The following is a 25,032-nucleotide window of genomic DNA, read 5'->3' as shown; positions in this document are numbered from 1 at the left end:
GGCGATGGATGTGACCGGCACGCCGGGGCGCCCCCTGCGTCGCAAGGGTCCGCTCGGCCGGATGGCCAAGTGGAACTGGTTCGGCGGCGCGCTGGGCTGGGTGTGGCTGTTCATCGTGATGATCCCGATCTACTGGATCGTCATCACGAGCTTCAAGACGCAGGCGAACTACTTCATCACCAACACGTTCGCCCCGCCGAAGGACCCGACGTTCGAGAACTACAAGACGGTCATCGACAACGAGATCGTCCGGTACTTCCTGAACAGCGTGATCGTGACACTCGGCGCGGTGGTGCCGGCGGTGCTGATCTCGTTCATGGCCGCGTACGCGATCGTCCGGGGCTCCGCCCGGCGCTGGCTGCGCTGGTCCAACACGGTGTTCCTGGCCGGTCTCGCGATCCCGCTGCAAGCGGTGATCATTCCGGTCTACCTGATCATCATCCGGCTGCAGCTGTACGACACCCTGCTCGCCATCGTCCTGCCCTCGATCGCGTTCGCGATCCCGCTGTCCGTCCTGGTGCTGACCAACTTCATCCGGGACGTGCCGAAGGAACTGTTCGAATCGATGCGCATGGACGGCGCCACCGAGTGGGGCACCCTGTGGCGGCTGGCGTTCCCGCTCACCCGCCCGGCACTGGTCACCGTGACCATCTACAACGCGCTGGGCATCTGGAACGGGTTCCTGCTGCCCCTGGTGCTGACCCAGAGCCCCGACCAGCGCACGATCCCCTACGCGCTGGTCAACTTCCAGGGTCAGTTCGGCGTGAACGTGCCGGCGATCGCCGCCTCGGTCACCCTGACGACGATCCCGATCGTTCTGCTGTACGCGATCGGCCGCCGCCAGCTACTGAGCGGTCTTACGGCCGGCTTCGGCAAGTAGGGCCGTGCTCTCCCGGATCACGAGTTCCGTCGCCAGCTCCACCCGGGGAGTTTCGATGGGCTCGCCGCGCGACAGTCGCAAGACCGTCCGTGCGGCGAGCCCGCCCATGTCGGCGAGGGGCTGGCGCACCGTCGTCAGCGGCGGCGCCGACCACCGGGCCTCCGGCAGGTCGTCGAAGCCGACCACGCTGAGGTCGTCCGGAATCCTTATTCCCCGCAACCGGGCGGCCTCGTAGAGTCCGAGCGCCATCTGGTCGCTGGACGCGAAGATCGCCGTCGGCGGGTCGTCCCGGTCAAGCAGCCGCATGCCGGCCGCGAAGCCGGACTCGTGCCGGAAGTCGCCCGGCTCGATCAGGCGGCGGTCGACCCGCATGCCGGCCTCCTCGAGGGCGGCCCGGTACCCGTCCAGCCGTGCACGTGAACACAGCAACGTCTTCGGACCCTCGACCAGACCGATCTTGGTGTGGCCCAGCGAGATGAGGTGCTCGGTGGCGCTGCGCCCGCCCGACCAGTTCGTCGCGCCGATCGTCGGCACGTCCGCGGCCACGCCGCCGGCCGGATCGATTATCACCATCGGCACGTTGAGCCGGTGCAACTCCGTGCTTATCGGTCCGGCGCCGTCCGAGATCACCAGGATCACGCCGTCGGACTGCCGGGCCCGCAGGTTCTGCAGCCACTGCCGGGTCGAGGCGGTACGGCGGTGGACGGCGGAGACCACGGTGCCGACACCGGCCGCGTGGGTCACCTCCTCGACGCCGCGGATCAGCTCGACGGCCCACGGGCTGTCCAGGTCCTGGAAGACGAGATCGATCAGCCCGGCGCGAAGAGGTTGCCGAGAGTTACGAGGACGATAATCGTGCTCTCGGAGAAGATGCTCGATGCGATCGCGAGTCTCGGGCGACACGTCCGTACGCCCGTTGAGCACCCGGGACACCGTGGGTACGGACACCCCGGCCGCCTCCGCGATCGTCGCGATCGTCACGCGCCGTCCGGTCACGGCCATGGTGGTCTCCTCGCTCCCGCGGAGCTCATCGTTGAAACTTTCGACCGCGGTGCGGGAAGTATTGCACATCTGCGACACGCCCGGGCTTAGACAGTCGTCGCGCTCACGACAATGATGTGTCCCGGCCGTGCCCGTCGCCCGTTCTCAGGGAGGATCCAGCGATGACGATCGACCTTCCGGCCCCCGTCCGCGCCGCGATCGACGCCGCCAACGCGAACGACACCGACGCCTTCTTGGCCTGCTTCCCGCCTGACGGCGTCGTCGACGACTGGGGTCGCGAGTTCGCCGGCCATCACGAGATCAAAGGATGGTCCGACCGCGAGTTCATCGGCGTCAAGGTCAATCTCCGTGTCACCCAGGTGTCGGTCGAAGATCTCGACGTGGTCGTGACGGCTCAGGTGGGCGGGGACGGCTTCAACGGCCCGTCGCATTTCACGTTCCGCCTCGAGGGCGACCACGTGACCCGCATGACGATCCGGGCCTGATCCCTCCCTCTACCGGGGCGGGTCGTATCGCTCGTAGATCGCCGCGCGGGCGCCGTCCGGGTCGAGCCGGTGCAGGATGGCGTCGCCGATGGCGGCGAGCTGCTCGACCTGCTCGGGCGTGAGCGCGTCGATGACGTTGTCGAGCACGGTGGCCGCGTGGCCCGGCGCGCTGTCGCGCACCTTCTGCCAGCCGGCCCCGGTCAGCCGCGCGTTGGTGGCCCGGCGATCCTCCGGGCAGGGGAAGCGCTCGAGCAGCCCGCGGCCCTCGAGCCGCTGCACCACGTGCGAGAGCCGGGCGAGGGTGGCCGTGGTCCGCTCGGCCAGCGCCGTCATGCGCAGCGTGTGCTCCGGCGCCTCGGACAACATCGCGAGCACGTAGTAGTCGAAGTGGGTCAGCCCCGCGTCGCGGCGAAGCTGGCTGTCCAGGGTCGCCGGCAGCAACTCCAGCACGGCGGCCAGCCGTACCCACGCCGCCATCTGCTTCCGGTCGAGCCATCGCGTGTCCACGCTCACATTATGTCACCGGAAAAGTTGTTGCTACAACTAAGAATGCGTGACATGGTTGTAGCAACAACCAATTCGGTTCCCCGGAGGTCACCGTGGCGCACATCAGCATCATCGGAAGCGGAAACATGGGTCAGGCCATCTCGGGCCTCGCGGCCAAGGGCGGTCACACCGTCGAGCTGCTGACCAGGGCCGACGCCGGCACGCCGGTCACCGGCGACATCGTGGTGCTCGCCGTGCCGTTCCCGTCGGTCGACGAGGTGCTGGCCGAGCGCGGCCCGCAGCTGGCCGGCAAGGTCGTGGTCGACATCACCAACCCGCTCGACTTCGAGACCTTCGACGGCCTCACCGTCCCCGCCGACGCGTCGGCGTCGGCCCGGATCGCCGCCGCGCTCCCCGACTCACAGGTCGTGAAGGCTTTCAACACCAACTTCGCCGGCACCCTGGTCGCCGGCGCGGTGGCCGGCCACCCCACGGCGGTGCTGATCGCGGGCGACGACGCCGGGGCGAAGGCAAAGCTCGGCGAGGTCGTCCGCTCGGCCGGCCTGCGCGCCGTCGACGCCGGCGCCCTGAAGCGGGCCCGCGAGCTCGAGGCCATCGGCTTCCTGCAGATCACCCTGGCCGCCGCCGAGAAGGTCTCCTGGACGGGCGGCTTCGCCGTGGCGGAGTAGCCGGATCAGGCGGGTGGGTCCAGCTCCTTGCGGAAGACGATCGCCCGGCGGGTGTAGCCCATGCCCGTCTCGTAGAACGGGACCGAGCTCGGGCTGTGCAGGTACGTGTTGAGCGAGACCGTGGTGGCATGGTGGTCGCGGCCCCACTGCTCGGCGGCCCTCATCAACGCGGTGCCGACGCCGAGGCGGCGGTGGGACTCGGCGACCGCGAGGATCTGGACGTGCACGCGGGGGCGGGTGAGGTCGTCGATGAGCTCGTGCTCCGGATGGTCGCCGGGGTGGTGGACGGCCGCGATCAGCAGACCCGCGATCGCGCCCGCCACGTCGGCGACCAGGAACAGCTCGGACGCGGCCACGTCCTGCTCGAACGACTCGGCCAGGCCGGCCGGGCTCGGGACGCGGAACGAGCCGGGGTCGAGGTCGTGGTAGTAGCGGCCGGTCTCGACCCAGATCGAGGCGCAGCCGGGGCCGTCGCCGGGGCGGGCCGCGCGAATGACGGCATCGGTCACGCCGCGACCGTAGCAAGGAGCGAAGCGGTGGTCGACACGGTGCCGAACGGGTGCATCGCTCAGTGGCGCGGGACGGCGCACCGAACTCGCTGGCATGCGCCTGATGTCCCGATGGTCCGTCCTGGCCGGAGTTCTCAGTGTCGTCGCGGCGCTGGGGCCGGCAACCGCGGCCGCGGCCGACGAGCCGGCCGTGCGGATCATGCCGCTCGGCGACAGCATCACGTTCGGCAAGGGTGACCCGGCCGAGAACGGCTACCGGGCGACGCTGCACGACTGGCTGGCGCAGGACGGCACGCCCGTCGAGTTCGTCGGCTCGCAGCACAACGGCACCGGCGAGGCCACCGCGCACGAGGGGCACCCGGGCTGGCGGATCGCCCAGCTCACCGAGCAGGTCGACGGCTGGATGGCCGACGCGCGGCCGGACGTCGTGCTGCTCGACATCGGCACCAACGACCTGCTCCGCCGCGACCACCTGGCCGGGGCGCCGGACCGGCTGATCGAGCTGATCGACCACATCGTCGCCGCGAACCCGCGGGTGCGGATCCTGCTGGCCGAGCTGCTGGTCGTCGACCACGGCCACGAGACCGACTTCCTGAACTACAACACGGCGGTCGAGCTGCTGGCCGGCTTCTACCCGGACAACGTGACGCTGGTGAACATGGCCGACATCCCGGTCGGGAACACGGTCGACCACGTGCACCCGGACGCGCTCGGCTATCAGCAGATGGCCGAGCGCTGGTACGGGGGCCTCAAAGAGATCTCAGCGGGGAGCCGCTAGCGCAGGCGTGCGGGCCGCCGCGGCCAGGTGCGCCGCCACCGACGCGTGGTCGGTCGCGATCAGGCCGGTGGTGACGCGCAGGTGCGGCCGGCCACCCGCGGGCGTGAACGAGGCGCCGGCGGCCGCGGCGATACCGGCGCCGGCCAGGGTGATCAGCGCGGCCTGCTCGTCCTCGACCGGCAGCCAGATGTTCAGCCCGTCGCCGGGCGGGAGCACGATGCCCATCGCCGACAGGGCCGCGATGACCAGGTGGCGGCGGCGTGCGTACTCGGACCGGGCGGCGCGCACCGCGGCCACCGACGACGGCTCGGTCAGCAGGGCGACCAGCAGCCGCTGGAGCAGCCGGCTCGTCCACCCCTGCCCGAGCAGCCGCCGCTCGAGGATCGGGTCGAGCACGGTCGCCGGGCCGCCGACCGCGGCCAGCCGCAGGTCGGGGCCGTGGGACTTGGAGAAGCTCCGCACGTGGATCGTCTGCCGCGGCAGGTGAGCGCCCAGCGACCGGATCGGACCGGAAGCCACGTCGCCGGCGGAATCGTCCTCCACCGCGTACACCTGCGGGTGGGAAGCGAGCACCGCGGCGAGTGACGCCGCCCGGGAGAAGGACCACGACGCGCCGGTGGGGTTGAGCGCCCGCGGCTGGAGGAAGACGGCGGCGGGACGCGTGGCGAGGGCGGCGGCCAGGCCCGACGGGATCATGCCCTCGGCGTCGGTCTCGACGAACACCGCCTCCACGCCGAGGGCGTCCAGCAGGTCGAGCAGCGGGGGAAAGCACGGGTTCTCCACGATCGCGCGGTCACCCAGGCGTAACAAAGCCGAGGCAATCTGGTCGACGGCGTCCATCGCGCCGTCGAACACGGCCAGGCGGTCGGGCGGGAACGGCCAGCTCTCCCGCAGCAGATCGGCGAGGGCGGGCAGCACCGGCTCGTCCAGATAACTCGAGGGGGCGGGGGAGAGGCCGGCCAACGCCGGCAGGGCCGGAAGCAGCCGCGGGTCGGGCACCCCGGTCGAGAGGTCGAGCGGGAAACCGGAACGGCCTCGCAGCGCGGCCCGGTAGCGACCGGGGCCGCCCAGCCGGGATGCGGCGACGACCGTGCCGCGACGTCCGTCGGTCTGGATGGTGCCGGCCCGGCGCAGGAGCTGCCAGGCTGCGCTGACCGTGGTCGGCGACATGTGCAGCTCGCGGGCCACCGCGCGGACCGGCGGAAGCTTGACGCCGGGCGCGAGGGCGCCGGAGCCCACCGCGCGACCCACGGCCTCGGCGAGACCGCGGGCGGACGGCTCGGTGAGCAGGTCGCGGACGGCACGAAGCATTTTGTGACAGTACGTTTCGAGTATTGTTCCGTCCAGACCTGTTACGTAATCTCGGCCCCATGAATCGAATCGCGCACTGGATCGGCGGCGCCGAGCACGCCGGCACCTCGGGCCGGGTCGGCCCCGTCTTCAACCCCGCGACCGGCGAGCAGACCGGCGAGGTCGACCTGGCCTCGGCCGCCGAGGTCGCCACCGCCGTCGCGAGCGCGAAGGAGGCCGCCAAGGCCTGGCGCGAGGCCTCGCTGTCGCGCCGCTCGGCCGTCCTGTTCAAGTTCCGCGAGCTGCTCGCCGACCGCGCCGGCGACCTGGCCGCCGTGATCACGAGCGAGCACGGCAAGGTGCTCTCCGACGCGGCCGGCGAGATCGCCCGCGGCCTGGAGAACGCGGAGTTCGCCACCGGCATCCCGCACCTGATGAAGGGCTCCTACTCGGAGCAGGCGAGCACCGGCGTGGACGTGTACTCGATCCGCCAGCCGCTCGGCGTCGTCGCCGGCATTACCCCGTTCAACTTCCCGGCCATGGTGCCGCTGTGGATGTGCGCGACGGCGATCGCGTCCGGCAACGCGTTCGTGCTCAAGCCCAGCGAGAAGGACCCGTCGGCCGCCCTCTTCCTGGCCCGGCTGTGGCGCGAGGCGGGCCTGCCCGACGGCGTCTTCACCGTGCTGAACGGCGACAAGGAGGCGGTCGACGCGATCCTCACCCACCCGGACATCGCCGCGGTGAGCTTCGTCGGCTCGACCCCGATCGCCAAGTACATCTACGAGACCGGGACCGCCCACGGCAAGCGGGTGCAGGCCCTCGGCGGCGCCAAGAACCACATGATCGTCCTCCCCGACGCCGAGCTGGACGCCGCTGCCGACGCCGCGGTGAGCGCCGCCTACGGCTCGGCCGGCGAGCGCTGCATGGCCGTCTCGGTGGTGGTGGCCGTGGGCGACGTCGCCGACCCGCTGGTCGAGGCGATCGCGGCCCGCCTGCCCAAGCTCAAGATCGGCGCGGGCACCGACCCGGAGTCGCAGATGGGCCCGCTGATCACCGCGGTGCACCGGGACAAGGTGGCCGGCTACGTCGAGGCCGGCGCGGCCGCGGGCGCGACGGTGGTGACCGACGGGCGCGAGGCGGAGCTGCCGGCCGACGGCTACTACCTGGGCGTCACGCTGCTCGACAACGTCACCCCGGAGATGGCGGTCTACACCGACGAGATCTTCGGGCCGGTCCTCTGCGTGGTGCGGACCCGGACGTACGCGGAAGCGGTCCAGCTGATCAACGAGAACGAGTACGGCAACGGCACCGCCATCTTCACCCGCGACGGCGGCGCGGCCCGGCAGTTCCAGTTCGACGTGAACGCGGGCATGGTCGGCGTCAACGTGCCGATCCCGGTGCCGGTGGCCTACTACTCGTTCGGCGGCTGGAAGGCGTCGCTGTTCGGCGACACCCACATGTACGGCCCGGACGGCATCCACTTCTTCACCCGCACCAAGGTCGTCACGTCGCGCTGGCCCGACCCGGGCACGTCGTCGGTGGACCTCGGCTTCCCGACGACGCGATAAGGAAAAGATGTCCGAGTCGATAGTCCGGGCCGACGACCGCGCGCACGTCTTCCACAGCTGGTCGGCCCAGGGCCTGATCAACCCGCTGCCGATCAAGGGCGCGGCGGGAAGCTACTTCTGGGACTACGAAGGCACGAGATATCTCGACTTCGCCTCCCAGCTCGTCAACATGAACATCGGCCACCAGCATCCGCGGCTGGTCGCCGCGATCCAGGAGCAGGCGGCCACGCTCTGCACGATCCAGCCCGCCTTCGCCAACGACAAGCGCGGCGAGGCGGCCCGCCTGATCGCCGGCCTCGCGCCCGGCGACCTCGACAAGGTGTTCTTCACCAACGGCGGCGCCGAGGCCAACGAGAACGCGATCCGCCTCGCCCGCGGCCACACCGGCCGGCACAAGGTGCTCTCCACCTACCGCAGCTACCACGGCTCGACCTCGACCGCGATCACCGCCACCGGCGACCCGCGGCGCTGGGCCAACGAGCCGGTGGCGGTCGGCGTCGTGCATTTCTGGGGGCCGTACGCGTACCGGTCGCCCTTCTACTCGGAGAACGAGGAGCAGGAGACCGAGCGCGCCCTGCGGCATCTGCGCGACACGATCGTCTTCGAGGGCGCCGGCACGATCGCCGCGGTTCTGCTCGAGACCGTGGTCGGCACCAACGGCATCCTGGTGCCGCCGCCCGGCTACCTGGCCGGCGTGCGGGCGATCTGCGACGAGTTCGGCATCGTCTTCATCGCCGACGAGGTGATGGCCGGCTTCGGCCGCTGCGGCGAGTGGTTCGCGGTCGACCGCTGGGGTGTCACCCCCGACCTGATCACGTTCGCGAAGGGGGTCAACTCCGGTTACCTGCCGCTGGGCGGGGTGATCATCTCGGCGGAGATCGCTTCGACGTACGAGACCCGGCCGTTCCCCGGCGGCCTGACCTATTCGGGGCACCCGCTCGCCTGCGCCTCGGCCGTCGCCTCCATCGAGATCTTCAAGGAGGAGGGGATAGTCGAGCACGCCCGCGCCCTGGGCGACGACGTGATCGGCCCCGGGCTGCGCGAGATCGCCGAGCGGCATCCCAGCGTGGGCGAGGTGCGCGGCCTCGGCGTGTTCTGGGCGGTCGAGCTGGTCCGCGACCGCGCGACCCGCGAGCCGCTGGTCCCGTTCAACGCCGCCGGGGCCGCCGCCGGGCCGATGAACGAGCTGGCCGCCGCCTGCAAGGAGCGCGGTCTCTGGCCCTTCACCCACTTCAACCGGGTGCACGTGGCGCCGCCCTGCACGGCGAGCGCCGAGGAGGTCCGCGAAGGACTGTCGGCCCTCGACGCGGCGCTCTCGGTGGCCGACCGGTATTACGTGGGCTGACGCGGGATTGCGTAGCTTCAACGGCCCGTTGACGCCTGATTCCGTTTCAAGTTTGGAAAATTCCTCGGATTCCCTTGTTTAGAACACCTGCTTGTGACATGGTCCCTTGCGTCGTCGTGTGGGAACTGTCACAGGCCTCAGCTGGAGGGTTTATTCAGTGAACGAGCTGCGGAACTTCGTCGGTGGCGAGTACACCGGCACGGTGGGCGGGACGACCTCGGAGGTCGTCGATCCGAGCACCGGGGAGGCGTACGCTCTGGCGCCCGTCTCCGCCGCAGCCGACGTCGACCGGGCGATGACCGCGGCCGAGGCCGGTTTCGAGGTCTGGCGGGACGCGACACCGGCCGAGCGGCAGCGCGCCCTGCTGCGCATCGCCGACGCGGTCGAGGCCCGGGCCGGCGAGCTGGTCGAGGCGGAGTGCCGCAACACCGGCAAGCCGGTCGAGGCCACCCGCCGCGAGGAGATCGGGCCGATGCTCGACGAGCTGCGCTTCTTCGCGGGCGCGGCGCGCATCCTCGAGGGCAAGTCCGCGGGGGAGTACCTGCGCGATCACACCTCCTACGTGCGGCGCGAGCCGATCGGTGTGTGCGCGCAGATCACGCCCTGGAACTACCCGATGGTCATGGCCGTCTGGAAGTTCGCGCCGGCCATCGCGGCCGGCAACGCGGTGGTGCTCAAACCCTCCGACACGACGCCGGTGAGCACGCTGCTGCTCGCCGAGATCGCCGCCGAGTTCCTCCCGCCCGGCGTGCTCAACGCGGTCTGCGGCGACCGGGACACCGGCCGCGCGGTGGTCGCCCACCGGACGCCGCAGCTCGTCTCGATCACCGGCTCCACGCGGGCCGGCATGGAGGTCGCCGTGGCGGCGGCGGCCGACCTGAAACGGGCTCATCTGGAGCTCGGTGGCAAGGCGCCGGTGATCGTCTTCGACGATGTCGACATCGAGTCGGCCGCCGAGGCGATCGCCGGCGCGGGCTACTTCAACGCCGGGCAGGACTGCACGGCCGCCACCCGGGTGCTGGTCCACCAGCGGATCGCGGGCGACTTCACGGCGGCGCTGGCGGCGGCGGCCAAGAACACGAAGGTCGGGCCGCCGGCCGACCCGGGCGCGTTCTTCGGCCCGGTCAACAACGCCGGCCAGCTGTCCCGGGTGCAGGGCTTCCTCGACCGCACCCCCGGGCACGCCGAGATCGTCGCGGGCGGCAACCGGATCGGCGACCGCGGCTATTTCCTCGAGCCGACCGTGGTGTCCGGCCTCCGGCAGCAGGACGAGATGATCCAGGACGAGGTGTTCGGCCCGGTCATCACCGTGCAGCGGTTCGACGACGAGGACAACGCGGTGCGCTGGGCCAACGACGTGCGCTACGGGCTGAGCGCCAGCGTCTGGACCCAGAACCACGGGCGGGCCATGCGGGTGTCCCGGCGGCTCGATTTCGGCGCCGTCTGGATCAACACCCACCTACCCTTCGTCTCGGAGATGCCGCACGGCGGTTACGGCCACTCCGGCTACGGCAAGGACCTTTCGATGTACGGGTTCGAGGAGTACACCCGGATCAAGCACGTGATGAGTTATCTGGGCTGAGGCCCGCCCGTCCCCCCGCGCGAAGAGGAACAACATGACCACCCCCCAGAACGGGCAACCGGCCATCAGATTCGCCGGCGTTCACAAGAACTACCTGTCGCACGGCGAGTCGGTTCCGGCCGTCAAGCGGACGGACCTGGCCATCGCGCAGGGTGAGTTCTTCTCGCTGCTAGGGCCGTCCGGTTGCGGCAAGACCACGACGATGCGGATGATCGCGGGCTTCGAGGAGCCGACCGCCGGCAAGGTCTTCCTCGACGGGAAGGACGTCACCGGGGTCGCGCCCAACAAGCGCGACGTGAACATGGTCTTCCAGTCGTACGCGTTGTTCCCGCACCTCAACGTGCTCCAGAACGTGGCCTTCGGCCTCGAGCGCAAGAAGATCGCGAAGGACGAGATCAAGCGTCGCGTGGGCGAGATGCTGGAGATCGTGTCGCTGACCGGCATGGAGAAGCGCGTTCCCCGGGAGATGTCCGGCGGCCAGCAGCAGCGGGTGGCGCTGGCCCGGGCCCTGGTCAACAAGCCGCGGGCGCTGCTGCTCGACGAGCCGCTGGGCGCGCTCGACCTCAAGCTGCGCCAGCAGATGCAGGTCGAGCTCAAGCGCATCCAGCGCGAGGTCGGCATCACCTTCGTCTACGTCACCCACGACCAGGGCGAGGCGCTGACGATGTCGGACCGGATCGCGGTCATGAACTCCGGGGTCATCGAGCAGCTGGGCACGCCGCGGGAGATCTACGAGCGGCCGGCGACCCGCTTCGTGGCCGGCTTCATCGGCACCTCGAACATCGTCGACGGCCACGTCGAGCGCTGCGAGAACGGCCTGGCGCTGCTCGGCTACAGCACGCAGGACCGGGTCGTCGTGCCGGTCGGCAGCTCGGTGCGGGCCGGCGACAAGATCGAGGTTTCGGTCCGGCCCGAGAAGATCGACATGCACCGCGGGGTGCCGCCGGTGACGGCCACCGGTGGGAGCGTGCTCTCCGGAATTGTCAACGAGGTTGTTTATCACGGAACCTCGACCAACTACACCGTAGCCACGGCGGCCGGCGCCGACTTTACTGTCTTCGATCAAAATGCTTCGAACGCCGAGGATCTTGCGGATCGCGGCGATCGCGTCTTCCTGACCTGGGACCCCCAGCACTCATACATGATCGGAGTCTGATGTCTGCCCCGAACCTCCCCGATGCGTCTCTCCTTCGCGGCATGACCCAGCGCCGGCTCGGCCGGCGGGACGCTCTGCGGATCTCCGGTCTCGGTGCCCTCGGCGCGGCCCTCGCGGCCTGCGGCGTCCAGGGCAAGGCCAAGCCCAACGCGAGTGCGGCGCCCGACGCCGTCGAGAAGTACTGGACCGGCAAGACGAAGGTCGGCCACGTCGACTTCGCCAACTGGCCGCTGTACATGGACCCCCAGAAGCCCGAGCTCAAGGCGTTCACCAAGGCGACCGGCATCACGGTGAACTACCAGGAGGTCATCCAGGAGATGGGTCCCTGGTTCGCCAAGGTGCAGCCGCAGCTGTCCGCGGGCCAGTCGATCGGCTTCGACATGATGGTCATCACCAACAGCATCCAGTTCGCGCAGTTCCGCGACTCCGGCTTCCTGGCCCCGCTCGACCACTCCAAGCTGCCGAACTTCACCAAGAACGCGGCCGCGTCGTACACCAAGGAGGCGTTCGACCCGGGCAACGTCTACTCGGTGCCGTGGGCCTCGGGCATGACCGGCATCGCGTACGACGAGAGCAAGACCGGCAAGATCACCAAGCTGGCCGACCTCTGGCGCCCCGAGTTCAAGGGCAAGATCGGCATGTTCTCCGACACCCAGGAGCTGGCCAACTTCGGCCTGCTCAAGCTCGGCATCGACCCGGCCAAGTCGACCGCCGACGACTGGCAGAAGGCCGCCGACGACCTGAAGAAGCAGAAGCCGCTGGTGCGCAAGTACTACGACCAGAGCTACGTCGACGCGCTCGGCAAGGGCGAGGTCTGGCTGACCCAGGCCTGGTCCGGCGACATCTACCAGAAGAACATCTCGGACAACACGAACTTCAAGTTCATCGTCCCCGACGAGGGCGGCACGATCTGGACCGACAACATGACGATCCCGATCACCGCGAAGGCGCCGCTCGACGCGATCCAGCTGATCGACTGGTTCTACAGCGTCGAGCAGTCCGCCTCGCTGGCCGAGTACATCAACTACGTCTGCCCGGTGCCCGCGGCCCAGGCGCAGATCGTCAAGGACGCGGCGAAGAAGACCGGCGACGACAAGCAGGCCCTGCTCGACCTGGCCAAGTCGGACCTGGTGTTCCCGACCGACGCGCTCTACTCGAAGCTGCACTACTACGTGTCGTTCACGGCCGTCGACGAGCAGCAGACGTTCCAGAAGATCTTCGAACCGATCGTGCTGAGCTGATATGAACCGAGTCAAACGACAACTGGCGCCCTATTTCCTGGTGCTGCCGGGCGGCCTCTGGCTGCTCCTGTTCTTCGCGATCCCGATGATCTTCATGCTGTCGCTGTCGCTCCAGCAGGGCGACGTCGTGTACGGCTTCCGGTTCACCGGGCACTGGCAGAACTACACGGACGCGATCTCGGATTACCACACGCAGCTGGTGCGGTCGCTGATCTACGCGGCCGTCGGCACGATCGTGCTGATCGCGCTGGCCTTCCCGGTCGCGTACTGGATCGCCTTCAACGGCGGGAAGCGCAAGTCGACGTACCTCTTCCTGCTGCTCTTGCCGTTCTTCGTGTCGTTCGTGCTGCGCACCATCTCGTGGCGGCAGATCCTCACCGACGACGGACCGGTGCTGCACCCGCTCAAGCAGATCGGGCTGCTGCCGGACTCGTACCACCTGCTCGGCACGCCCGAGGCGGTGATCGGCGGGCTGGTCTACAACTTCCTGCCGTTCATGGTGCTGCCGATCTACGTGGCGCTCGAGCGGATCGACCCGCGGGTCGTCGAGGCGGCGCGTGACCTGTACGCGAACCCCGCGCTCGCCTTCCGCAAGGTGATCCTGCCGCTCAGCCTCCCCGGCGTCTTCGCCGGCGTGCTGATGTCGTTCGTGCCGATGGCCTCGGACTACGTCAACTCGGAGGTGCTCGGCAGCTCGTCGACCACGATGATCGGCCAGGTCATCCAGAGCAAGTACCTGGTGACCTCCGACTATCCGACGGCCGCGGCGCTCTCGTTCATCCTGATGGCGGTGCTGCTGATCGGCATCTTCTCCTACGCCCGCGCGCTGGGCACCGAGGACGTGATGACGGTGGCGGCCCGATGAGCCAGAGCACCCTCGACCGACCGGCCACGAACGAGACGTCGTCGCACGCGGCCAAGCCGCGGCGCCGGCTCACCGGCAACCGGCTGCTGTTCATCTACACCTGGCTGGTGATCATCTGGCTGGTCATCCCGATCTTCGTGATGATCGCCTTCGGCTTCAACGACACCAAGGGCCGGTACAACCAGTCCTGGGAGGGCTTCACCCTCAAGTGGTACGGGAAGGTCTTCGAGATCGAGGACCTGACCAAGGCGCTCTGGACGTCGCTGGCCATCGCGGTGATCGCCAGCATCGTCTCGGCCGCGCTGGGCACCGGCATCGGGTACGCGCTGGGCCGCTACCGGTTCCGCGGGTCCGGGACGCTGAACGTCATCATGTTCTCCACGATCTCCTCACCCGAGCTGATCATGGGTGCCTCGCTGCTCAGCCTGTTCGTCTCGGCCAACCTCGGCCTCGGCTACGTGTCGATCACGATCGCGCACATCATGTTCTCGATCTCGTTCGTCGCCGCCATCGTGCGGGCCCGGGTCGTCACGCTCGACCGGTCGATCGAGGAGGCCGCGGCCGACCTCGGCGCGACGCCGTGGACGTCCTTCTGGAAGATCACGTTCCCGATCATCCTGCCGGCCGTGTTCTCCGGCATCCTGCTGGCGTTCGCCCTCTCCATCGACGACTTCGTCGTCACCAACTTCACCGCGGGCAGCGTCGTCACGTTCCCGCTGTGGATCTGGGGCTCCACCCGCGTCGGCCTGCCCCCGCAGGTCAACGTGATGGGCACCCTGATCTTCGCGGCCGGCGTCATCATCGCGGTCGCGACCAACATCCGCTCGAGGCAAGGTAAGCGGGATTGATAACTCGTGGTTTCGTCGCTCACTTCGCACTACCTGAAGGACGCGATCGCTGAGCCGTACTGGCTCACCCAGGCGGGGGCCCCGGCCCCCGCCGACCCGCTCGCCGGCGTCACCACCGCGGATCTCGCGGTGGTGGGCGCCGGGTACAGCGGACTCTGGACGGCGTTGATCGCCAAGGAACGCGATCCCGGCCTCGACGTCGTGGTCGTCGAGGCGGGCACCGCCGGGTGGGCGGCCTCGGGGCGCAACGGCGGGTTCTGCGCCGCGAGCCTCACCCACGGCTTCGACAACGGGCTCGCCCGGTTCCCGGACGAGATGCCCCGGCTGCTGCGCCTGGGCCGGGAGAACCTCGACGCGATCGAGTCGGCCGTCGCCCGCTACGGCATCGACTGCGACTTCCGGCGCACCGGCGAGCTGCACGTGGCCACCGAGGAGTGGCAGCTGCGCGATCTGGTCGCGGGGCACGCGGCCGAGGCGGCCAACGGTCTCGACGTGGAGCTTCTGGACCGGGACGCCGTACGGGCGGAGGTCGACTCGCCGACCTACCGGGGCGCGGTCTGGGACCGTACGGGCTGCGCGATGGTCGACCCGGCCCGCCTGGCCTGGGGTCTGCGGGCGGCCTGCCTCGCGCTCGGGGTGCGGATCTACGAGAACACCAAGGTCGAGCGGATCCGGCCGGCGAAGAACGGCCTGGCCCTGCACACCTGGCGCGGCCAGGTCACCGCGGGGAAGGTCGTGCTGGCCACCGGCGCGCACGGCCGGCTGCTCAAGCGGCTCCAGCAGTTCGTGGTCCCGGTCTACGACTACGCGCTGATGACCGAGCCGCTGAGCGACGCGCAGCTGGCGTCGATCGGCTGGCGCAACCGGCAGGGCATCGGCGACTCCGCCAACCAGTTCCACTACTACCGGCTGACCGCCGGCAACCGGATCCTGTGGGGCGGCTACGACGCGGTCTACTTCAACGGCGGCCGCATCGTGCCCGGCCAGGAGCAGCGCGAGGCGACGTTCGAGGTGCTGGCCGCGCACTTCGCCGCGACGTTCCCGCAGCTCGAGGGCCTGCGCTTCACGCACAAGTGGGGCGGCGTGATCGACTGCTGCAGCCGGTTCAGCGCGTTCTTCGGCACGGCGCACGGCGGCCGGCTGGCGTACGCGGCCGGCTACACCGGCCTCGGCGTGGGCGCGACCCGCTTCGGCGCCCAGGTCATGCTCGACCTGCTGGGCGGGACGCCGACCGAGCTGACGTCGCTGAAGATGGTGCGCAGCAAGCCGGTGCCGTTCCCGCCGGAGCCGGTGCGCAGCGGCGTCATCCAGCTGACCCGCTGGTCGATCGCCCGCGCCGACCGCAACCAGGGCCGGCGCAACCTGTGGCTGCGCACGCTCGACTCGCTGGGCCTCGGTTTCGACTCCTGACCCGGTCGCGCTCGCCTACGATCGGGTCCATGCCGGTGCGGGCCGATGCGTTGCGTAATCGCGAGCGGATACTCGGCGTGGCCCGGGTGGTGGTGCGGGAGCACGGCACCCAGGCCTCGCTGCGGGACATCGCCCGCCGGGCCGAGGTCGGGCTGGGCACGCTCTACCGGCATTTCCCGACGCGGGACGCCCTGCTCGAAACCCTGATGCGGCGGCGCTTCGACCACCTGACGAGCCGCGCGGCCGAGCTGCTGGGCGAGGCGGACGCGGCGGCGGCGCTGAGCGCGTGGCTGACCGAGTTCGCGTACGGCGCCGGGACGTACAGTGGCCTGCCGGATTCCATCATGGCGACGCTGCGCGACGAGTCGACGCCGCTGTACGCCTCGTGCGACGCGATGCGGGACGCGGTGGGCGAGCTGCTGGCGGCGGCCCAGGCGACCGGGGCCATTCGCGCCGACCTGCGGCCCGAGGAGCTGTTCGCACTGGTCACCGCCGTGGGGTGGATCGCGGAGCAGGCGCCCTCGCTCGACGCCCGGCGCGAGCGGTTGCTCACGCTGATGCTCGAGGGCCTGCGAGGCTAGCGCTCCAGATCGGCCAGCGTCGCGGCCCGGCGGCGGACCGACTCGGGGAGCTCCAGCCGGACCGTCTCGTCCAGCTCGGCCGACGGCGCGGGCGGCGGGACCGGCATCGTCGACTCCTCCGGCGGCGCGGGCGGCACGGCCCGGGCCCGCGGTGGCAGCACCCGGTCGCGGATCTTCAGGGCCGGCCACTCGACCAGGCGGGTCAGCACCACGGCGACCGCGATCGCGGCGCCGTAGAGCAGGATCAGCCGCTGCGGGCCGTGGTTGATCCAGGGCGCGTACTTGTCGCCGACCCGCTCGACGTACTCCGCCGAGGTCACGTGGGTCAGGTAGATCGCGTAGGAGTAAACGCCGAGCAGGCCGATCGGCCGCAGCAGCACCCGCAGCTTGACCACCCACGACGCCCGATAGAGCAGGAGCAGGAAACAGGCCGAGGCGACGTACGAGGCGGAGTAGCCGAAGGTCGAGCCGGCCGGCGTGGTCTTGCCGAAGTTCCACAGCCAGATGAGCCCGACCACGGTGCCGCCGAGCCACAGCCACTTCCACTGCACCGCCCGGTCGAACAGCGCGGTGTAGTAGACCGACGCGATGGCCAGCAGCACGCCGCCGAGGAGCGCGTCGACCCGGAAGTGGCTCAGCTGCTGGAGCATCACCGGCGTCACGTGGTGGTTCCAGCCGTACATCCGCAGGCCGAGCACCACCACCATGACGCCGACGATCACCCGGATCAGCGTCCGGGGTTTGATCGCCCGGCGGAACGCGAACGGCAGCAGGATCGCCACCACGAGGTAGAAGTGCTCCTCGACGGCGAGCGACCACAGGTGCGCGGGCGGGGTCTGCGTGTAGTTCTGCGCGTGGAACAGCAGCGGTGCGTACTGCCCGGGGCGGTCGCGGTGCACGAACAACAGGTACGCGATGAACAGGTAGTAGACCGGCCACAGCTTGAACGCCCGGCGGATCAGGAAGCGGCGCGCGTCGAAGGCGCCGGTGCGCGCGTGCTCGCGGAAGATCAGCCGGCCGACCAGGAACCCGGAAAGCACGAAGAACAGGTCGACGCCGGCCCAGCCGAAAAGGCGGATCGGCTGCAGCAAGAAATCACTAACCGGGTTTCCGGAGGGTTTTCCCGCGAAATGCCACCCGACGGCGAGCACGATCGCGACGCCGCGCACGACGTCGAGATCGAGCTCACGCGCGCCGAGCGGCGACGACAGCCGCTCCCGCGCGGCAGCCATGATCTTCAGCACCGCAGCATGGTGCCAGAATCGGGCGGTCCGTGCCGACCCGGGTGACAAAATCCTCGCGTTCCCGGGGCGTCCCCGGCGCCGGTGACGGACGGTGAGCGCATTGTTGCCGGGTGGCCGGGGCGGCAGGTCGGGGACCCCGCGAAAGCCAGGCGTACGGTCGTTTCGAGCCGTGGAAATAGTTGTTCCGGCTCTTGCAAACGACGGAATCAGTGAAATGATCGGGGTTCAAGCCCCGAAGGAGTTGAGACATGCCAACCTCCGCCGACCTGCATCGGCGCCGGGAAGCCGTCGTCGCGCGTGGTGTCAGCAGCATGATCCCGTCCTATGTCGGCAGCGCCGGTGGCGGCACGATGACCGATGTGGACGGACGCGAGTGGATCGACTTCGCGGCCGGCATCGCGGTCACCAACGTCGGCAACGCCTCGCCGCGGGTCGTCGCCGCCGTCCGCGAGCAGGTCGAGCGGTTCACGCACACCTGCTTCATGATCGCGCCGTACGAGCAGTACGTCGCGGTCTGCGAAGAGCTGGCCGCGCTCACTCCGGGTGACTTCGAGAAGCGCTCGGCGCTGTTCAACTCCGGCGCCGAGGCGGTGGAGAACGCCGTCAAGATCGCCCGGCACGCCACCGGGCGGCAGGCCATCGTCGTGTTCGACCACGCCTACCACGGCCGGACCAACCTCACCATGGCGCTCACCGCCAAGGTCATGCCGTACAAGCAGGGCTTCGGGCCGTTCGCCGGCGAGATCTACCGGGTCCCGATGTCGTACCCGTTCCGCGACGGCCGCAGCGGGGCGGACGCCGCCGCGTACGCCATCGGGCAGATCGAGAAGCACGTCGGCGCGACCAACGTGGCCGCCGTGCTCATCGAGCCGGTTCAGGGCGAGGGTGGTTTCGTCGTACCGGCCGCGGGCTTTCTGCCCGCGCTCGCCGCCTGGAGCAAGCAGGCCGGCGCCGTCTTCATCGCCGACGAGATCCAGACCGGGTTCTGCCGCACCGGATCGTGGTTCGCCAGCGAGGACGAGGGCGTCGAGCCCGACCTGATCACCACGGCCAAGGGCATCGCCGGCGGCCTGCCGCTGGCCGCCGTCACCGGTCGCGCCGAGATCATGGACGCGGTGCACCCGGGCGGCCTCGGCGGCACCTACGGCGGCAACCCGATCGCCTGCGCGGCCGCGCTCGCCAGCATCGAGACCATGCGCGAGCTCGACCTCGCGGCGGCGGCCCGGCACATCGAGACCGTGGCCCGGCCCCGGCTCGAGGCGCTGGCCGCCAAGCACCCGCAGATCGGCGAGGTCCGGGGCCGCGGCGCGATGCTCGCCCTCGAACTGGTCGTCCCGGGTTCCGCCGAGGCGAACGGCCCGACCCCGGATCCGATCGCCACCGGCAACGTCGCGCGCGCCGCGCACGAGTCCGGTCTGCTGCTGCTGACGTGTGGAACGTACGGGAACGTGATCCGTCTTCTGCCGCCCCTGGTCATCTCGGACGATGAGCTCGACCGCGGCCTGACCCTTCTCGAACAAGCTTTCGCCACCCTCTGATCTTGGAGCCCCCCTTGAGCGACCTTCAGTCACCCGACTTCGAGAAGCTGTCCGGCGCCGCCCGCGACCATCTCTGGCTGCACTTCACCCGGATGTCGTCGTACCAGCAGGCCGACGTGCCGCTGATCGTGCGCGGCGACGGTTGCTACATCTGGGACAGCGCCGGGCGCAAATACCTCGACGGCCTGTCCGCGCTGTTCGTCGTGCAGACCGGCCACGGCCGGCAGGAGCTGGCCGAGGCGGCCGCCAAGCAGGCGGGCGAGCTGGCCTACTTCCCGCTCTGGTCCTACGCGCACCCGAAGGCGGTCGAGCTCGCCGACCGGCTGGCCGACCTCACCCCGGGCGACCTCAACCGGGTCTTCTTCACCACCGGCGGGTCGGAGGCGGTCGAGTCGGCGTGGAAGCTGGCCCGGTCGTACTTCAAGCGGGTCGGCAAGCCGATGAAGACCAAGGTGCTGTCCCGGTCGATCGCCTACCACGGCACCTCGATGGGCGCCCTCTCGATCACCGGCATCCCCGGCCTCAAGCAGGACTTCGAGCCGCTCGTGCCGTCGACGTTCCGGGTGCCGAACACGAACTACTACCGCCGCCCCGACGAGTCGATGAGCGTCGAGGAGTTCGGCGTGTGGGCGGCCGACCGCATCGCCGAGGCCATCGAGTTCGAGGGTCCCGACACGGTCGCCGCGGTCTTCCTCGAGCCGGTGCAGAACGCCGGCGGCTGCTTCCCGCCGCCGCCCGGGTACTTCCAGCGGGTCCGCGAGATCTGCGACCGGTACGACGTGCTGATGGTCTCGGACGACGTGATCTCCGGCTTCGGCCGGCTCGGCGAGTACTTCGGCGGCAACCGCTACAACTACACGCCCGACATCATCACCGTGGCCAAGGGCCTGACCTCCGGGTACGTCCCGCTCGGCGCGATGATCGCCTCCGACCGGCTGGCCGAGCCGTTCCTGCACGGCACCAACTGGTTCGCGCACGGCATCACCTACGGCGGGCACCCGGTCGGCTCGGCGGTGGCGCTGGCGAACCTCGACATCATGGAGCGCGAGGACCTCAACGGCCACGTGCGCCAGAACAGCGACCTGTTCCGCTCCTACCTCGAGCGCCTCTACGACCTGCCCATCGTCGGCGACGTCCGCGGCGACGGCTACTTCTTCGGCATCGAGCTGGTGAAGGACAAGGTCACCAAGGAGACCTTCAACGAGGACGAGTCCGAGCGCCTGCTGCGCGGCTTCCTGTCGCACGCGCTCTTCGAGGCCGGCCTGTACTGCCGCGCCGACGACCGCGGCGACCCGGTGATCCAGCTCGCGCCGCCGCTGATCGCGGGCGAGGAGCAGTTCGCCGAGATCGAGCAGATCCTGCGCTCGGTCCTCACCGAGGCGTCCAACCACCTGTAGGTCATTCGTAGCGAGCGGCCCCGGCGCGTCATGCGCCGGGGCCGTTTTGTCGCTTGATGCCTACGGACGGAAACGGGACGGTTACCTAACGGCATTGATCGGGGTGAGTATCGAGCGAGGTCAGCCCTTCCATCCGTCCTTTCGACAGGAGAACGGGGTGCGACCCTCGAAAACGCTCAAATCGCTGGCGGCCGGCGCGTTCTCCGCCATGCTGTTGCCGCTTCCCGCCCTCGCCTCGTCCGCTCAGACCGTGACCCTGACCCCCATGCCGGCCGTGTCCACCGTGGACGCCGGCGCCCGGGTCACCGTGGCCTTCACCGCCACCACCTCGGACGGCCGCCCCCTCGCGGCGCCCGCCACCATCGGCACGCTCACCTTCCCGGCGGGCACGTCCTCGGGCACGGTCCGCGGCCTCACCGTCACCGCTCCGGCCGCGACCGCCCCCGCGACCGCCACGGCGCTGCCGCTGACGCTCACCACCCGCGGCGCGACCCTCGCCGCCACGCCGGCCGTCGTCGTCAACGCGCACGGACTCCCGTACCTCGACCGCCGCCTCCCGATCGATCGCCGCGTCGCCGACCTCATGCGCCGGATGACGCTCGACGACAAGATCGGCCAGATGACGCAGGCCGAGCGGGGCGCGATGATCACCGACCCCGGCCAGATCGCCACCCTGCGGCTCGGCTCGGTGCTCTCCGGCGGCGGCTCGGTGCCCACGCCCAACGACCCGGCCACCTGGGTCTCCATGATCAACACCTTCCAGTCGTACGCGCTGAGCACCCCCCTCCAGATCCCGATGGTCTACGGCATCGACGCCGTCCACGGGCACGGCAACGTCTACGGCGCCACGGTCTTCCCGCACAACGTGGGGCTCGGCGCCACCCGCGACCCGGCCCTGGTCGAGCGGGCCTACCGGGCGACCGCCTCCGAGGTGCGCGCCACCGGCATCCCGTGGGACTTCGCCCCGTGCGTCTGCGTCTCCCGCGACGAGCGGTGGGGCCGGTCGTACGAGAGCTTCTCCGAAGACCCCGGCCTGGTGATCCGCATGGAGACCGCGATCGACGGCCTGCAGAAGGGCGGCGTGCTCGCGACCGTGAAGCACTACGCGGGCGACGGCGACACCCTCTACGGCACCGGCTCCGGCGACTTCACCATCGACCAGGGCATCACGGTGACCAACCGGCGCGACTTCGCCCGGCTCGCCCTGGCGCCGTACGTGACCGCCATCCACGACCACCACGCGGCCAGCGTCATGCCGTCGTTCTCCAGCGTCGACTGGTCCGAGGACGGCGTCGGCAACCCCACCAAGATGCACGCCAGCCGCGAGCTGATCGCCGGCGTCCTCAAGGGCGGCCTCGGCTTCGACGGCTTCGTGATCAGCGACTGGGAGGGCATCCACCAGATCCCCGACCCGTCCGGCGACCCCGCGCCCAGCCCGTTGCAGGTCCGCACCGGCGTCAACGCGGGCACCGACATGTTCATGGAGCCCAACACGTCGCCCCGCTTCGAGCAGGTGCTCAAGGCCGAGGTGCAGGCCGGCCGCGTGAGCCCGTCCCGCATCGACGACGCCGTCCGCCGCATCCTGCGCACGAAGTTCGCGATGGGCCTGTTCGAGCACCCGTACGCCTCCGCCGCGCACACCGCCGACGTGGGCAGCGCCGCCCACCGTGCCGTGGCCCGCCAGGCCGTGGCCGAGTCCCAGGTCCTGCTGAAGAACAGCGGCAATCTCCTTCCCCTCCGCAAGGACGCGAAGATCTACGTGGCCGGCCGCAATGCCGACGACATCGGCAACCAGGCCGGCGGCTGGACCATCGACTGGCAGGGCCGCTCCGGCCCCGCCACGATCCCCGGCACGACCATCCTGAGCGGCCTGCGCCAGGTGGCCCCCAAGGCCCAGATCACCTACAGCCCCGACGCGACGGCGCCGATCGGCAACGCCACCGTCGGCGTGGCCGTAGTCGGCGAGACCCCGTACGCCGAGGGCTTCGGCGACGTGGGCGGCCCGGTGTGCAGCTGGTGCACGCCGGCCCAGAACGAGCCCAAGTCCCTGACCCTCCAGCCCGCCGACCAGGCGGTGGTCTCCCGAGTCTGCGCCGCCGTGGCCAGGTGCGTGGTCCTGCTCGTCTCCGGCCGCCCCCAGGTGATCACCGACCAGCTGCCGTCGATCGACGCGTTGGTGGCGTCGTGGCTGCCCGGCAGCGAGGGCGCGGGCGTGGCCGACGTCCTCTTCGGCGACCGTCCCTTCACCGGCCGGCTACCGCTTTCGTGGCCGGCCACGGTCGCGCAGGTCCCGATCAACGTCGGCGACCGCGATTACCACCCCCTCTATCCGTTCGGCTGGGGTCTGCGCACCTCCGGTGGCCGCGGCCACCTCGCGGCCGAGACCGCCACCTCCGCAGCCGGCGGCTCGGCTTCGTCCGCGGCGTTGGTCTCCCTGCTCGCGAGCCCCAACTGGCAGGCCGACGGCACCCTCCGCCCGACGGCGAGCGCGCTCGCCGCGGCCGAGCAGGCCTTGACCGCCGGCCACCCGCCGGCCGCCACCCGGGACGCCGTGCTCGACGCCCTGCGTGACGCCGCTCAGGCCCGCGTGGTCGCCGGCGGTGGCGGTCGCGACTGGGCCGCCAAGCTCGCCGAGGCCGACCGGGCCCAAACCGCGGGCGCGAGCTCCCGCGCCCTCGCCCTCCTGAGATCCGTCATCACAGCCTGATCCCTTCCCCCTGCCCGCCGCGGCGCCGCCTGGCGTCGCGGCGGGCCCTCGTTCCGTCGAGAAACACTCTGGACTCTCCCCCTGGGGGAGAGTCCAGACTTTCTATGCGCTCATCGGGTGCAGATCGCGACCCGCCATCAGGCCCGACCACAGGCGGTCGCGCAGCGCGTTGGCGCGTTGTTTGGGAAGGGCGGCGTGCAGGTCGCGGAGCACGACGCGGAGCAAGACGTTGGCCTCGTCGTCGCGCACGCGCAGCCGGGCGCGGGATGCGGGCGGAAGGGAGGCGGCGGGTGTCACGGACAGAATGGTGACCTCCTCGACGAGGTGGGCATCGGGGCCGAGCAGGTCGCGCACGCGGTCGCCGAGGTCCTCGGCGGTCACGTCGGCCGGCGCGGCCACCGAGAGGTCGCGATGGGCGGCGGGCTGGGCCGAGACCGGCCGGTAGGGCGAGAGGTCGCTCATCTGCGCGGCCACCCGCGGGTCGGTCGAGCGCAGCAGCCGGATGTCGTCGATTCCCTTGCGCAGCATGAGCAGGCGATCGAGACCGAGGCCGATCGCGAGACCACCACCGGCGTGCACGGGGGACAGCCGGAGCACGTGGCCGGCGGCCTGCCCGCATTCGCCCACCTCCACCCAGCCGGCCGGCGAGCGGGCTTCGATCTCGAGCCCGTCCGTGGTGTAGGCGTGAGTGGCCGGCCGGGTGCGCCACGGCACGCCCGGGAGCGCGGCCTCGAGGACGGCGCCGACCAGCTCGAGGAGGTCGCCCCGCGAGCAACGGCCGGTGGTGATGCGCCAGAGGTCGAGCTGGTGCGGGGTTCCGGTGTGGAGGCGGTCGATGGCGTCGCGGCGATAGACGATGCCGGGGCAGGCGATGACGACACCGGGGTGGGCGATGTCGGGGCGGCCGCGGTCGGGGTGGGCGCGGTCGGGGTGGGAGCGCTCAAGGTGGGCGCGGTCGGGGTGGGAGCGGTCGGGGTGGGAGCGCTCAAGGTGGGCGCGGTCGGGGTGGGCGTGGTCGGGGGCGGCCGTCAGGGAGCGGAGGGCGCCGGGGATCAGGGCCGAGGTCTGGGAGCGGAGCATGCGGTGGGGGGAGACGTAGCGGCTGTACCGGGACTCGCGCGCGGCGGATTCGGGGCTGTAGCCGAGGTTGTCGTAGTTGTCGGCTACGTCCACCACGCGGGCGCCGCGGTGCAGCAGGACGGGGGCGGGCACGGCGGCGAGGATGGCGTCGAGCAGCAGTTGCATCGCGTGCGGGCCGGACGCGGGGTCGGTCAGGTCGCGGACGGCCAGGTCGGCGGCGAGGGCGGCGGGGGTGAGGCAGGACATCGGTCTCTCTCCTTGGGCTGAGGGCTGACGCCACCCACGCGGAGAGAGGCCGGAAACGAGAACGGCCGCCCGGTGGGCGGCCGACACAACGCACGAAAAGGTCAG

General features: G+C 70.4%; 22 protein-coding genes. 16 read left to right on the top strand and 6 right to left on the bottom strand.

The genetic code is table 11. The annotated features are described in order from the left end of the window. Positions 1-4: 4 nt before the first annotated feature. Positions 5-880 carry a carbohydrate ABC transporter permease gene (locus ACZ6TB_RS35405; protein ID WP_465562365.1) on the top strand — a complete coding sequence of 292 codons (876 nt, stop codon included), beginning with the start codon at positions 5-7 and terminating at the stop codon, positions 878-880. Here ACZ6TB_RS35405 and ACZ6TB_RS35400 read toward each other — a convergent pair. Then, positions 845-1,882 carry a LacI family DNA-binding transcriptional regulator gene (locus ACZ6TB_RS35400; RefSeq protein ID WP_465562034.1) on the bottom strand — a complete coding sequence of 346 codons (1,038 nt, stop codon included), beginning with the start codon at positions 1,880-1,882 and terminating at the stop codon, positions 845-847. The genes ACZ6TB_RS35405 and ACZ6TB_RS35400 overlap by 36 nt on opposite strands. A 161-nt stretch (positions 1,883-2,043) precedes the next feature. On the opposite strand from ACZ6TB_RS35400, the gene ACZ6TB_RS35395 reads away from it, so the two are divergent. Beyond that, entirely contained in the window at positions 2,044-2,367 is a 324-nt protein-coding gene (locus ACZ6TB_RS35395; RefSeq protein ID WP_465562032.1) for a nuclear transport factor 2 family protein, read from the top strand. Positions 2,368-2,376: 9 nt separating this feature from the next. On the opposite strand, the gene ACZ6TB_RS35390 is transcribed toward ACZ6TB_RS35395, so the two are convergent. Further along, a complete protein-coding gene (locus tag ACZ6TB_RS35390; protein WP_465562030.1) occupies positions 2,377-2,874 on the bottom strand; it encodes a MarR family winged helix-turn-helix transcriptional regulator in 498 nt (165 codons plus the stop codon). Positions 2,875-2,966: 92 nt separating this feature from the next. Between ACZ6TB_RS35390 and ACZ6TB_RS35385 the strand changes: the two genes are divergently transcribed. Beyond that, the gene (locus tag ACZ6TB_RS35385; protein WP_465562028.1) at positions 2,967-3,542 is read left to right on the top strand and encodes an NADPH-dependent F420 reductase; all 576 of its coding nucleotides are present in this window, start codon (positions 2,967-2,969) and stop codon (positions 3,540-3,542) included. A gap of 5 nt (positions 3,543-3,547) precedes the next feature. Here the strand turns inward: ACZ6TB_RS35385 and ACZ6TB_RS35380 are convergent, their stop codons facing one another. Then, complete coding sequence (locus tag ACZ6TB_RS35380) at positions 3,548-4,051, bottom strand: GNAT family N-acetyltransferase (RefSeq protein WP_465562026.1); 504 nt, start codon at positions 4,049-4,051, stop codon at positions 3,548-3,550. A 103-nt stretch (positions 4,052-4,154) separates the two neighbouring features. Between ACZ6TB_RS35380 and ACZ6TB_RS35375 the strand changes: the two genes are divergently transcribed. Continuing rightward, a complete protein-coding gene (locus tag ACZ6TB_RS35375; protein ID WP_465562024.1) occupies positions 4,155-4,829 on the top strand; it encodes an SGNH/GDSL hydrolase family protein in 675 nt (224 codons plus the stop codon). Here the strand turns inward: ACZ6TB_RS35375 and ACZ6TB_RS35370 are convergent. Continuing rightward, a complete protein-coding gene (locus tag ACZ6TB_RS35370; protein ID WP_465562023.1) occupies positions 4,812-6,140 on the bottom strand; it encodes a GntR family transcriptional regulator in 1,329 nt (442 codons plus the stop codon). The two genes, ACZ6TB_RS35375 and ACZ6TB_RS35370, sit on opposite strands and share 18 nt — an antisense overlap. A 59-nt stretch (positions 6,141-6,199) precedes the next feature. On the opposite strand from ACZ6TB_RS35370, the gene ACZ6TB_RS35365 reads away from it, so the two are divergent. From ACZ6TB_RS35365 to ACZ6TB_RS35325, 9 genes are all read left to right on the top strand, one after another. Continuing rightward, positions 6,200-7,687: a CoA-acylating methylmalonate-semialdehyde dehydrogenase gene (locus ACZ6TB_RS35365; protein ID WP_465562021.1), complete on the top strand. Its 1,488-nt coding sequence runs from the start codon at positions 6,200-6,202 to the stop codon at positions 7,685-7,687. 7 nt (positions 7,688-7,694) lie between these two features. Then, on the top strand, positions 7,695-9,032 hold the full coding sequence (locus ACZ6TB_RS35360) for an aminotransferase class III-fold pyridoxal phosphate-dependent enzyme (RefSeq protein ID WP_465562019.1): 1,338 nt from the start codon (positions 7,695-7,697) through the stop codon (positions 9,030-9,032). Positions 9,033-9,189: 157 nt separating this feature from the next. After that, on the top strand, positions 9,190-10,614 hold the full coding sequence (locus ACZ6TB_RS35355; RefSeq protein WP_465562017.1) for a gamma-aminobutyraldehyde dehydrogenase: 1,425 nt from the start codon (positions 9,190-9,192) through the stop codon (positions 10,612-10,614). A gap of 34 nt (positions 10,615-10,648) precedes the next feature. After that, positions 10,649-11,770: an ABC transporter ATP-binding protein gene (locus ACZ6TB_RS35350; RefSeq protein WP_465562015.1), complete on the top strand. Its 1,122-nt coding sequence runs from the start codon at positions 10,649-10,651 to the stop codon at positions 11,768-11,770. A gap of 41 nt (positions 11,771-11,811) precedes the next feature. Then, a complete protein-coding gene (locus tag ACZ6TB_RS35345) occupies positions 11,812-13,011 on the top strand; it encodes a polyamine ABC transporter substrate-binding protein (RefSeq protein ID WP_465562013.1) in 1,200 nt (399 codons plus the stop codon). 1 nt (position 13,012) lies between these two features. Beyond that, entirely contained in the window at positions 13,013-13,876 is an 864-nt protein-coding gene (locus tag ACZ6TB_RS35340; protein WP_465562011.1) for an ABC transporter permease, read from the top strand. Continuing rightward, positions 13,873-14,724: an ABC transporter permease gene (locus tag ACZ6TB_RS35335; RefSeq protein WP_465562010.1), complete on the top strand. Its 852-nt coding sequence runs from the start codon at positions 13,873-13,875 to the stop codon at positions 14,722-14,724. Before ACZ6TB_RS35340 ends, ACZ6TB_RS35335 begins: the two co-directional genes overlap by 4 nt. Positions 14,725-14,730: 6 nt before the next feature. Next, positions 14,731-16,134 carry an NAD(P)/FAD-dependent oxidoreductase gene (locus ACZ6TB_RS35330; RefSeq protein ID WP_465562008.1) on the top strand — a complete coding sequence of 468 codons (1,404 nt, stop codon included), beginning with the start codon at positions 14,731-14,733 and terminating at the stop codon, positions 16,132-16,134. A 29-nt stretch (positions 16,135-16,163) separates the two neighbouring features. Next, on the top strand, positions 16,164-16,715 hold the full coding sequence (locus ACZ6TB_RS35325; protein ID WP_465562006.1) for a TetR/AcrR family transcriptional regulator: 552 nt from the start codon (positions 16,164-16,166) through the stop codon (positions 16,713-16,715). Here the strand turns inward: ACZ6TB_RS35325 and ACZ6TB_RS35320 are convergent. Further along, entirely contained in the window at positions 16,712-17,959 is a 1,248-nt protein-coding gene (locus ACZ6TB_RS35320; protein WP_465562004.1) for an acyltransferase family protein, read from the bottom strand. The genes ACZ6TB_RS35325 and ACZ6TB_RS35320 overlap by 4 nt on opposite strands. 248 nt (positions 17,960-18,207) lie before the next feature. Here ACZ6TB_RS35320 and gabT point away from each other — a divergent pair, with 248 nt between their 5' ends. From gabT to ACZ6TB_RS35305, 3 genes are all read left to right on the top strand, one after another. Next, positions 18,208-19,497: a 4-aminobutyrate--2-oxoglutarate transaminase gene (gene gabT, locus ACZ6TB_RS35315; protein WP_465562002.1), complete on the top strand. Its 1,290-nt coding sequence runs from the start codon at positions 18,208-18,210 to the stop codon at positions 19,495-19,497. A gap of 14 nt (positions 19,498-19,511) precedes the next feature. Beyond that, positions 19,512-20,894, top strand: a complete 1,383-nt coding sequence (locus ACZ6TB_RS35310; RefSeq protein ID WP_465562000.1) for an aspartate aminotransferase family protein — start codon at positions 19,512-19,514, stop codon at positions 20,892-20,894. Positions 20,895-21,051: 157 nt separating this feature from the next. Further along, positions 21,052-23,601 carry a glycoside hydrolase family 3 protein gene (locus ACZ6TB_RS35305; RefSeq protein WP_465561998.1) on the top strand — a complete coding sequence of 850 codons (2,550 nt, stop codon included), beginning with the start codon at positions 21,052-21,054 and terminating at the stop codon, positions 23,599-23,601. A gap of 102 nt (positions 23,602-23,703) precedes the next feature. On the opposite strand, the gene srmL is transcribed toward ACZ6TB_RS35305, so the two are convergent. Then, complete coding sequence (gene srmL / locus ACZ6TB_RS35300; protein ID WP_465561996.1) at positions 23,704-24,927, bottom strand: PheS-related mystery ligase SrmL; 1,224 nt, start codon at positions 24,925-24,927, stop codon at positions 23,704-23,706. Positions 24,928-25,032 lie beyond the last annotated feature (105 nt).

This window comes from Actinoplanes sp. NPDC051537 (assembly GCF_055586105.1).
This window is presented reverse-complemented; position numbering and strand designations above follow the sequence as displayed.